The organism is Corynebacterium pollutisoli (genome assembly GCF_900177745.1).
Classification (GTDB): domain Bacteria; phylum Actinomycetota; class Actinomycetes; order Mycobacteriales; family Mycobacteriaceae; genus Corynebacterium; species Corynebacterium pollutisoli.
The window spans coordinates 74,341-84,633 of the sequence record NZ_FXAR01000009.1; the positions used below are offsets into that span (position 1 = coordinate 74,341).

A 10,293-nucleotide genomic window follows, 5' to 3' on the forward strand; every position below is an offset into this window, starting at 1 on the left:
TCGTCGGTTGGCGCGCTCACATCGGTGGGGCGCCGGGTGATAGTATCGGCTGCAGTCTCCAAGCATAGACACCCATGGACACAGTTCGTCTTTGTCCGACATCCTTTAAGTTCCGCACAGAGAGGCGGGGAAGGAGGTCACGATGAGTGAACGCACTGACGCGACGACCATCGAGCTGCTCGGCTCCGATGATGTCGCGCGCACGGTCGCACGCATCGCGCACCAGATCATCGAGAAGACGGCGTTGGATTCCCCCGACGCCGGTACCCTCATGCTGCTGGGCATCCCGTCGGGGGGAGTACCCCTGGCCGAGCGGCTGGCAGCCAAGATCGAGGAGTTCTCGGGTGTCGCGGTGCCCGTCGGCGCCCTGGACATCACCCTCTACCGCGACGATCTGCGGAACAAGCCGCACCGCGCGCTGAAGCCGACGACGATTCCGACGGGCGGGATCGACGGCACCACCGTCGTCCTCGTCGACGACGTCCTCTACTCCGGCCGCACCATCCGTGCCGCCCTCGACGCGCTGCGTGACATCGGCCGGCCGGAGAACATCCAGCTCGCCGTCCTCGTCGACCGTGGACACCGGCAGCTGCCGATCCGCGCCGATTACGTCGGCAAGAATCTGCCGACGTCGCGCTCCGAGGACGTTGCCGTCCTCCTCGAGGCGATCGACGGCGAGGACGCCGTCATCCTCACCCGACCCGACAACCGGGAGAACAACTGATGAAGCACCTGCTGTCCATCTCCGACCTGTCGCGGGAGGAGATCGTCGGTCTCATGGACGAGGCCGACCGTTTCCGGGAGGCCCTGGAGGGACGCGAGATCAAGAAACTGCCGACCCTGCGCGGCCGCACGATCTACTCCCTGTTCTATGAGAACTCCACCCGCACCCGCTCCTCCTTCGAGACCGCCGGCAAGTGGATGAGCGCCGACGTGATCAACCTGTCCGCCTCCTCGTCGTCGGTGAAGAAGGGTGAGTCCCTCAAGGACACCGCCTTGACACTGGCTTCGATCGGCGCGGACGCCATCGTCATGCGCCACCCCTCCTCCGGCGCGGCGCAGCTCGTCGCCGACTGGATCGGCGAGAACGGCTACCCGACCGCCGTCATCAACGCCGGTGACGGCTCGCATCAGCACCCCACCCAGGCGCTGCTCGACGCCGTCACCATCCGCCAACGCATCGGCGACATCGAGGGGAAGAAGGTCCTCATCGTCGGCGACGTGCTCCACTCCCGCGTCGTGCGCTCCAACGTCGACCTGCTGTCCACCCTCGGCGCCGACGTCACCCTCGTCGCCCCGCCGACCCTCCTGCCCTACGGGGTGGAGAACTGGCCGGTGCGCACCTCCCATGATTTCGACGCGGAGATCGCTGACGCCGACGTCGTGATGATGCTGCGCGTCCAGCAGGAGCGCATGCAGGGCGGCTTCTTCCCCTCGCACCGCGAGTACGCCACCCTCTACGGCCTGTCGAAGGCGCGCGCGGCGTCGATGAAGGAGGGCGCGATCATCATGCACCCCGGCCCGATGCTGCGCGGCATGGAGATCAACCACGCCGTCGCCGACTACGACAACGCCGCCGTTCTGCAGCAGGTGAACAACGGTGTCCACCTGCGCATGGCCGTCCTGTTCACCCTGCTCGCCACCGATGGAGCCATTCATGACTGACACTGATTACCCGGTCCCGGGTCCGCTCGCGCCGCCGGAGCCCGGCACCCTCAAGCTTGTCGACGTCCGCCTCTACGGCGAGGGGGACCCCGTCACCGTCCTCATCTCCGACGGCGTCATCGTCGACCTCGACGCGCCGGCCGACGCCGAGGCCGACCGCACCGTCGACGGCCGGGGCCACGTGCTGCTCCCGGGCCTGGTGGATATCCACGTGCACCTGCGCGAGCCGGGCCGCGAGGACACCGAGACCATCATCACCGGCTCCCAGGCCGCCGCCAAGGGTGGCTTCACCGCCGTGTTCACCATGGCCAACACCATGCCCGTCATGGACCAGCCGGTCATCGCCGAGTCCGTGTGGCTCAAGGGCCAGCACGCCGCGATCTGCGACGTCCACCCCATCGGCTCCATCACCAAGGGGCTGGAGGGCAAGGAGCTCACCGAGTTCGGCATGATGGCGGGCTCGCAGGCGAAGGTGCGCATGTTCTCCGACGACGGCAAGTGCGTCGATGACCCGCAGCTCATGCGCCGCGCCCTCGAGTACGCCAAGGGCCAGGACGTGCTGCTCGCCCAGCACGCCGAGGAGCCGCGCCTCACCCAGGGTTCCGTAGCCCACGAGGGTGAGACCGCCGCCAAGCTGGGCCTGCGCGGCTGGCCGCGCGCCGCCGAGGAGTCCATCGTCGCCCGCGACGCCCTCCTGGCCCGCGACTACGGCAACCGTGTCCACATCTGCCACGCCTCCACCACCGGTTCCGTCGAACTAGTCAAGTGGGCGAAGTCGCAGGGCATCCCCATGACCGCCGAGGTCACCCCGCACCACCTGCTGCTCACCGACGAGAAGCTGCACACCTACGACGGCCGCTACCGCGTCAACCCGCCGCTGCGCGAGGAGCACGACACCCTCGCCCTGCGGGAGGCGCTTCTCGACGGCACCATCGACTGCGTCGCCACCGACCACGCCCCGCACGGTTCCGAGGAGAAGTGCGTCGAGTTCGAGTACGCCAAGCCCGGCATGCTCGGCCTCGAGACCTCCCTGGCGATCGTCGCCGAGCTGTTCGTCGCCACCGGCAGGGCCGACTGGCGCTGGGTGGCCAAGGTGATGAGCGAGCGCCCCGCCGAGATCGTCCGCGTCCCCGGCCACGGCCGCCCCATCGCCGTCGGTGAGCCTGCCAACCTCACCATCGTCGACCCGGGCAACACCTGGACCGCCCGCGGCGCCGACATGGCGTCCAAGGCGGAGAACACCCCCTACGAGGGAATGGAGTTCTCCGCCCGCGTGACCACCACCGTCCTGCGTGGCCGTCTGACCTGTGTCGACGGTGTCCCCGCCGAGCCGCGCGAAGAGAAGTAGACAAGACATGAACAACACTGCGAAAGGTGACGCCTTGACGTCCTCCACCTCCTCCCGTATCCCGGCCGTGCTCGTGCTCGCCGACGGCCGCACGTTCCGCGGCTACAGCTTCGGCGCGGCCGGCAAGGCCCTCGGCGAGGCCGTGTTCACCACCGCCATGACCGGCTACCAGGAGACCCTCACCGACCCCTCCTTCCACCGGCAGATCGTGGTGGCCACCGCCCCGCAGATCGGCAACACCGGCTGGAACGACGAGGACCACGAGTCCCGCGACGGCCGCATCTGGGCCGCCGGCCTGGTCATCCGCGACCTCGCGCACCGCGTCTCCAACTGGCGCGCGCAGCGCACCCTCACCGAGGAGATGGAGGAGCAGGGCCTGGTGGGCATCCGGGGCGTCGACACGCGCGCCCTCGTCCGCCACCTGCGCGACAACGGCGCGCAGCCGGCCGGCATCTTCACCGGCGAGAACGCCGACCGCCCGCTCGAGGCGCTCATCGCCGAGGTCCAGGCCCAGCCCTCCATGCAGGGCGCCGACCTCACCGGCGACGTCTCCACCAACGAGGTCTACGAGGTCCCCGCCGAGGGCGAGACCCGCTACACCGTCGTCGCCTACGACCTGGGCGTGAAGTCCGCCACCCCGGCGCAGTTCGCCAAGCGCGGCATCCGCACCATCGTCGTCCCGGCGTCCACCCCCTTCGAGGACCTGGCCCAGTACTCCCCGGACGGCGTGTTCCTCTCCAACGGTCCGGGTGACCCGGCCACCGCCGACGACATGGTCGGCACCACCAGGAAGATCATCGAGGCCGGCCTGCCGCTGTTCGGCATCTGCTTCGGCAACCAGATCCTCGGCCGCGCCTTCGGCCTGGAGACCTACAAGCTGAAGTTCGGCCACCGCGGCATCAACGTGCCCGTCAAGAACGTCGTCACCGGCAAGATCGACATCACCTCCCAGAATCACGGCTTCGCGCTGCAGGCCCCGGAGGGGGAGACCTTCGACACCGACTTCGGTCCGGCCCGGGTCACCCACATCTGCCTCAACGACGGCACCGTCGAGGGCGTCGCGCTCACCGACGGCCGCGCCTTCTCCGTCCAGTACCACCCCGAGTCCGCCGCCGGGCCCCGTGATGCCAACCCGCTGTTCGATCAGTTCATGGAGCTGATGGACACTCACGCAGGCGTCGAGAAGTAAAGAAACCAGGAAAAGGAAAACAATGCCCAAGCGCACAGACATCAAGCACGTCCTGGTCATCGGCTCCGGCCCGATCGTCATCGGCCAGGCCTGCGAGTTCGACTACTCCGGCACCCAGGCCTGCCGCGTCCTCAAGGAGGAGGGCCTGCGGGTCACCCTCATCAACTCCAACCCGGCCACCATCATGACCGACCCGGAGTTCGCCGACCACACCTACGTCGAGCCGATCCAGCCCGAGTACATCGAGAAGATCTTCCAGAAGGAGATCGAGCAGGGCCACCCGATCGACGCCGTCCTCGCCACCCTCGGCGGCCAGACCGCCCTCAACGCGGCGATCCAGCTCGACCGCCTCGGTATCCTCGACAAGTACGACGTCGAGCTCATCGGCGCCGACATCCCCGCCATCCAGCGCGGCGAGGACCGCCAGATGTTCAAGGACATCGTCGCCTCCGTCGGCGGCGAATCCGCCCGCTCCCGCGTCTGCCACAACATGGAGGAGGTCCACGAGACCGTCGCCGAGCTCGGCCTGCCGGTCGTCGTGCGCCCGTCCTTCACCATGGGCGGCCTCGGCTCCGGCCTCGCCTACAACGAGGAGGACCTCGAGCGCATCGCCGGCGGCGGCCTCGCCGCGTCACCCGAGGCGAACGTCCTCATCGAGGAGTCCATCCTCGGCTGGAAGGAGTTCGAGCTCGAGCTCATGCGCGACTCCGACGACAACGTCATCGTCATCGCCTCCATCGAGAACGTCGACGCCATGGGCGTGCACACCGGCGACTCCGTCACCGTCGCCCCGGCCCTGACGCTCACCGACCGCGAGTTCCAGGAGCTGCGCGACCTCGGCATCGCCATCATCCGCGAGGTCGGCGTCGACACCGGCGGCTGCAACATCCAGTTCGCCATCAACCCCGCCGACGGTCGCTGCATCACCATCGAGATGAACCCGCGCGTGTCCCGTTCGTCCGCGCTCGCGTCGAAGGCGACCGGCTTCCCGATCGCCAAGATCGCCGCCAAGCTGGCCATCGGCTACACCCTCGACGAGATCACCAACGACATCACCGGCGTCACCCCGGCCGCCTTCGAGCCGGCCCTCGACTACGTCATCGTCAAGGCCCCGCGCTTCGCCTTCGAGAAGTTCCCCGGCGCCGAGGACACCCTCACCACCACCATGAAGTCCGTCGGTGAGGCCATGGGCATCGGCCGCAACTACATCGCCGGCCTCAACAAGGTCATGCGTTCCCTCGAGGCCCAGCCCAACGGCTTCTGGACCCGCCCCGACGAGTACTTCGCCGGCGAGCGCGCCACCGACCTGCCGGCCGTCCTCGCCGACCTCAAGCGCCCCACCGACGGCCGCCTCTACGACATGGAGCTCGCCCTGCGCCTGGGCGCCTCCGTCGACGAGCTCCACGAGGCCTGCGACGTCGACCCGTGGTTCCTCGCCGAGCTCAAGGCCCTGGTGGACTTCCGCTCCGAGCTCATCGACGCCCCCGTCCTCGACGCCGACCTCCTCCGCGAGGCCAAGTACCTCGGCCTGTCCGACGCCCAGATCGCAGCCCTGCGCCCCGAGTTCGCCGGTGAAGAGGGCGTGCGTCGCCTGCGCTGGTCGCTGGGCATCCGCCCGGTGTACAAGACCGTCGACACGTGCGCGGCCGAGTTCGAGGCACAGACCCCGTACCACTACTCGGCCTACGAGCTCGACCCGGGCGCCGAGTCCGAGGTCGCCCCGCAGACCGAGAAGGACAAGGTCATCATCCTCGGCTCCGGCCCGAACCGCATCGGCCAGGGCATCGAGTTCGACTACTCCTGCGTCCACGCCGCCCTCGAGCTGTCCCGCATCGGCTACGAGACCGTCATGGTCAACTGCAACCCGGAGACCGTCTCCACCGACTACGACACCGCCGATCGCCTCTACTTCGAGCCGCTGACGTTCGAGGACGTCATGGAGATCTACCACGCGGAGTCCGAGTCCGGCACCGTCGCGGGCGTCGTCGTCCAGCTCGGCGGCCAGACCCCGCTGGGCCTGGCCCAGCAGCTCGCCGACGCCGGCGTTCCCGTCGTCGGCACCACCCCGGAGGCCATCGACCTGGCCGAGGACCGCGGCGAGTTCGGTGAGGTCCTGCGCCAGGCGCAGCTGCCGGCCCCGGCCTTCGGCACCGCCGTCTCCTTCGACGAGGCCCGCGAGGTGGCGAACGAGATCGGCTACCCGGTCCTCGTCCGCCCGTCGTACGTCCTCGGCGGCCGCGGCATGGAGATCGTCTACGACGAGGCCTCCCTCGCCGACTACATCGAGCGCGCCACCGAACTGTCCCCGGACCACCCGGTGCTCGTCGACCGCTTCCTCGACTCCGCCATCGAGATCGACGTCGACGCCCTGTGTGACGGCGAGGAGGTCTACCTGGCCGGCGTCATGGAGCACATCGAGGAGGCCGGCATCCACTCCGGTGACTCCGCCTGCGCCCTCCCGCCGATGACCCTCGGTGCGGAGGACATCGAGAAGGTCCGCCAGTCGACGAAGGCGCTGGCCCACGGCATCGGCGTCAAGGGTCTCATGAACGTCCAGTTCGCCCTCAAGGATGACATCCTCTACGTCATCGAGGCGAACCCGCGCGCGTCCCGCACCGTCCCGTTCGTGTCGAAGGCGACCGGCGTGCACCTGGCGAAGGCCGCGTCCCGCATCATGATGGGTGCCACCCTGGCCGAGCTGCGCGAGGAGGGCATGATCCCCACCGACTACGACGGCGGTTCCCTGCCGCTGGACCACCCCATCGCGGTGAAGGAGGCCGTGCTGCCGTTCAACCGCTTCCGCCGCGAGGACGGCACCATGCTCGACACCCTGCTGTCGCCGGAGATGAAGTCCACCGGTGAGGTCATGGGCCTGGCCGGCAACTTCGGTGCCGCCTACGCCAAGGCCGAGGCCGCCGCCTTCGGTGAGCTGCCGACCGAGGGCCGCATCTTCGTGTCCGTCGCCAACCGCGACAAGCGCACCCTCATCTTCCCGATCCAGCGCCTGGCCTCCCTGGGCTTCACCCTGCTGGCCACGGAGGGCACCGCCGCGATGCTGCGTCGCAACGGCATCGAGTGCGAGACCGTCCTCAAGGCCTCCGCCGTGCGCGAGGGCGCCGAGGGCCGTTCCATCGTCGACCTCATCCTCGACGGCGAGGTGGACCTCATCCTCAACACCCCGGCCGGTTCCTCCGGCGCCCGCCACGACGGCTACGACATCCGCGCGGCCGCCGTCTCCGCGAGCGTCCCGCTGGTGACCACCGTCCAGGGCATCACCGCCGCGGTCCAGGGCATCGAGGCGCTGCGCGCCGGCAACCTCGAGGTCCGTGCCCTCCAGGAGCTCGAGCACTGATGACCTTCGGTACCCGGCTTCTCGACGCCGCCGCCACCCGCGGTCGCCTGTGCGTCGGCATCGACCCGCACGCCGCCCTGCTGCAGGCGTGGGGGCTGGAGGACTCCGTCGTCGGCCTGGCCGAGTTCTCGCGCCGCTGCGTCGAGGCCTTCGCCGACACCGCCGCGCTGGTCAAGCCGCAGGTGGCGTTCTACGAGCGCTACGGCTCCGCCGGGTTCCGCGTCCTGGAGGCCACCCTGGCGGCCCTCCGGGAGGCCGGGTGCCTCACGGTCGCCGACGCCAAGCGCGGTGACATCGGCTCCACCATGGCCGGTTACGCCGACGCCTGGCTGGGGGAGCGGTCCCCGCTGCGTGCCGACGCCGTCACCGTCTCCCCCTACCTCGGCGTCGGGGCACTCGCCCCGGTGCTCGACCTCGCGGAGGAGACCGGGCGGGGAGTGTTCGTCCTCGCGGCGACCTCCAACCCGGAGGCAGTCGTCCTGCAGAACCACGTCGGTGAGGACGGGCGCACGATCGCCCAGCAGGTCGTCGACGAATGCGCACGTCGAAACGAGGTTCACGACGGGCCGGGCAACATCGGTGTCGTCGTCGGTGCCACACTTGACGCGGCGCCGGACCTGTCGCAGCTCAACGGCCCGGTGCTCATGCCGGGCGTCGGCGCGCAGGGCGGCTCGGCGGAGGACGTGACACGGATCGCGGCGGGCGTCGAGAAGCTCGCCTTCCCGAACATCTCCCGGGCCGTCCTCGGTGCGGGCCCGCGTATCGACGAACTGCGGGCGGCCACCGTCGAGGCTGCCAGCGAATTTCCAGGTCGCGGATCCGTCCCCGACGAAGAATGACCTGGTACTTTGGAACACGCACGGCCTGTGACGAGCCTGAATGGGCACGTCAGCGGGCGTGCGCATGGTCCGGTGCTAAACTGGTCCGAAGTCAGCGAGTCTCATGCGTGGGATTTAGTTCGTTTCCCCGCCGGCCGTTGCGATCTGGTACGCATGTATCCGAACAAACAGAACAATCCCCCCATCGAATCGGAGGAATCCCGTGGCCCTTCCCCAGTTGACTGACGAGCAGCGCAAGCAGGCACTCGCCAAGGCCGCTGAGGCCCGCAAGGCACGTGCCGAGCTCAAGGAGCAGCTCAAGCGCGGCGACACCAACCTCAAGGAGGTCCTGGACCAGGCTCAGGACAACGAGATCATCGGCAAGACCAAGGTCTCCGCCCTGCTCGAGGCTCTGCCGAAGGTCGGTAAGGTCAAGGCCAAGGAGATCATGGAGCAGCTCGAGATCGCCCAGACCCGCCGCCTGCGCGGCCTCGGCGACCGCCAGCGCCGCGCCCTGCTGGAGCGCTTCGGCTTCTCCGAGGACTAGGGGATGCCCGGCGAGAACCCCGCGGGTCGACTGGTCGTCCTGGCCGGCCCCTCCGCGGTGGGTAAGTCCACAGTGGTTCATCGCCTGCGCAGCGACGTCGACCGTCTGTACTTCAGCGTGTCGATGACCACCCGCGCTCCGCGCCCCGGCGAGGTCGACGGCGTCGACTACTTCTTCGTCACCCCCGACCAGTTCCAGGAGAACATCGACCGCGGGATGATGCTCGAATGGGCCGACATCCACGGCGGCATCCAGCGCTCCGGCACCCCGGCCGCCCCCGTCCAGGAGGCACTGGCCCAGGGACGCCCGGTGCTCGTCGAGGTCGACCTCGAGGGCGCGCGCAACGTCAAGCAGATGATGCCCGAAGCGGACCTCGTCTTCCTGGCACCGCCGTCCTGGGAGGTGCTCGTCGAGCGCCTCACCGGGCGCGGAACCGAGCCGGAGGACGTCATCGCCCGCCGCCTGGAGACCGCCCGCGAAGAGCTGGCCTGCCAGGACGAGTTCGACCACATCGTGGTCAACGAGCGGGTGGATGAGGCTGTGGCGGCGATCAGTGATATCCTGCTCGGCAGGCTTTAACTCTCAACCGAAGAAAAAGGTGTACGTGACCAACGTGAACAACGAAGCGTCCAACTCCGCCACCTCCACGGCCGTCTACGACGCACCGGAGGGCATCACCGCCCCTCCGATCGACGAGCTGCTGGACAAGGTGTCGTCCAAGTACGCGCTGGTGATCTTCGCGGCCAAGCGTGCCCGCCAGATCAACAGCTACTACCAGCAGCACGACGAGGGCGTCTTCGAGTTCGTCGGTCCGCTGGTGACCCCGGAGCCCGGCGAGAAGCCGCTGTCGATCGCGCTGCGCGAGATCGATGCAGGCCTCCTCGACCACGAGGAAGGCGCCTAAGAGCTCCCTGACCACCCCCTCCGCCCATGGCGGAGGGGGTGTCGTCGTCTCTAGGCGTTGATGAGGGCCATCGCGGAGAGGTTCCGGATCGGGTGGGTGTTGGTTCTCGGTGGTCCGCCGTCGGGTGGGTGGTGGACCACTCCGCCGGGTTCTCGTGCCAGCCGGCCGTGCCTCGGTGGGGTGTTCGGGTCGTCGTCGTTGCGGGCGTTGTGCACCCGACACGCCATCGACAGGTTCGCCAGGTTCGTCTCCCCGCCGTGTTTCCACGGGGTCAGATGGTGTACCTGGCACTGATCGGCCGGTGTCGTACACCCCGGGGTGGGGCACAGGATCGTCTCCGCCGCCAACAGCATCCGCTGCTTGAAGCTCGCGCACCGTTGATCCCGGTAGAGGTTGACCCCACCGTCGACCGGGTCGTAGACACCGACCAGGCCGTGGGAGGCCATCTCATGCTCCACCAGCTCCTTGCC

General features: G+C 68.8%; 10 protein-coding genes. 9 read left to right on the plus strand and 1 reads right to left on the minus strand.

All coding sequences use genetic code 11. The features are described from left to right. The first annotated feature begins 142 nt into the window (after positions 1-142). From pyrR to rpoZ, 9 genes are all read left to right on the plus strand, one after another. Positions 143-724 carry a bifunctional pyr operon transcriptional regulator/uracil phosphoribosyltransferase PyrR gene (pyrR, locus tag B9Y70_RS11440; protein WP_085550392.1) on the plus strand — a complete coding sequence of 194 codons (582 nt, stop codon included), beginning with the start codon at positions 143-145 and terminating at the stop codon, positions 722-724. Then, positions 724-1,665: an aspartate carbamoyltransferase catalytic subunit gene (locus B9Y70_RS11445; protein ID WP_085550393.1), complete on the plus strand. Its 942-nt coding sequence runs from the start codon at positions 724-726 to the stop codon at positions 1,663-1,665. The genes pyrR and B9Y70_RS11445 overlap by 1 nt, the downstream gene beginning before the upstream one ends. Further along, complete coding sequence (locus tag B9Y70_RS11450; protein ID WP_085550394.1) at positions 1,658-3,013, plus strand: dihydroorotase; 1,356 nt, start codon at positions 1,658-1,660, stop codon at positions 3,011-3,013. Before B9Y70_RS11445 ends, B9Y70_RS11450 begins: the two co-directional genes overlap by 8 nt. After that, entirely contained in the window at positions 2,973-4,202 is a 1,230-nt protein-coding gene (gene carA / locus B9Y70_RS11455) for a glutamine-hydrolyzing carbamoyl-phosphate synthase small subunit (protein ID WP_420838459.1), read from the plus strand. The genes B9Y70_RS11450 and carA overlap by 41 nt, the downstream gene beginning before the upstream one ends. 22 nt (positions 4,203-4,224) lie before the next feature. Then, entirely contained in the window at positions 4,225-7,554 is a 3,330-nt protein-coding gene (gene carB / locus B9Y70_RS11460; protein WP_085550396.1) for a carbamoyl-phosphate synthase large subunit, read from the plus strand. Further along, on the plus strand, positions 7,554-8,393 hold the full coding sequence (gene pyrF, locus B9Y70_RS11465) for an orotidine-5'-phosphate decarboxylase (protein WP_085550397.1): 840 nt from the start codon (positions 7,554-7,556) through the stop codon (positions 8,391-8,393). Before carB ends, pyrF begins: the two co-directional genes overlap by 1 nt. A gap of 202 nt (positions 8,394-8,595) precedes the next feature. Beyond that, a complete protein-coding gene (mihF, locus tag B9Y70_RS11470; RefSeq protein WP_042621502.1) occupies positions 8,596-8,919 on the plus strand; it encodes an integration host factor, actinobacterial type in 324 nt (107 codons plus the stop codon). Between the two features lie 3 nt (positions 8,920-8,922). Beyond that, entirely contained in the window at positions 8,923-9,498 is a 576-nt protein-coding gene (gene gmk / locus B9Y70_RS11475) for a guanylate kinase (RefSeq protein ID WP_085550398.1), read from the plus strand. Positions 9,499-9,523: 25 nt separating this feature from the next. Then, positions 9,524-9,823 carry a DNA-directed RNA polymerase subunit omega gene (gene rpoZ / locus B9Y70_RS11480; RefSeq protein WP_085550399.1) on the plus strand — a complete coding sequence of 100 codons (300 nt, stop codon included), beginning with the start codon at positions 9,524-9,526 and terminating at the stop codon, positions 9,821-9,823. A gap of 50 nt (positions 9,824-9,873) precedes the next feature. On the opposite strand, the gene B9Y70_RS11485 is transcribed toward rpoZ, so the two are convergent. Next, positions 9,874-10,293 (minus strand): HNH endonuclease signature motif containing protein (locus B9Y70_RS11485; RefSeq protein ID WP_143337631.1); only part of this gene is annotated, 420 nt, incomplete at its 5' end.

What these genes read in the sequence shown, in the direction of transcription:
- pyrR (WP_085550392.1), top strand. Translation starts at nt 143, where the DNA reads ATGAGTGAACGCACTGACGCGACGACCATCGAGCTGCTCGGCTCCGAT.
- B9Y70_RS11445 (WP_085550393.1), top strand. Translation starts at nt 724, where the DNA reads ATGAAGCACCTGCTGTCCATCTCCGACCTGTCGCGGGAGGAGATCGTC.
- B9Y70_RS11450 (WP_085550394.1), top strand. Translation starts at nt 1,658, where the DNA reads ATGACTGACACTGATTACCCGGTCCCGGGTCCGCTCGCGCCGCCGGAG.
- carB (WP_085550396.1), top strand. Translation starts at nt 4,225, where the DNA reads ATGCCCAAGCGCACAGACATCAAGCACGTCCTGGTCATCGGCTCCGGC.
- pyrF (WP_085550397.1), top strand. Translation starts at nt 7,554, where the DNA reads ATGACCTTCGGTACCCGGCTTCTCGACGCCGCCGCCACCCGCGGTCGC.
- gmk (WP_085550398.1), top strand. Translation starts at nt 8,923, where the DNA reads ATGCCCGGCGAGAACCCCGCGGGTCGACTGGTCGTCCTGGCCGGCCCC.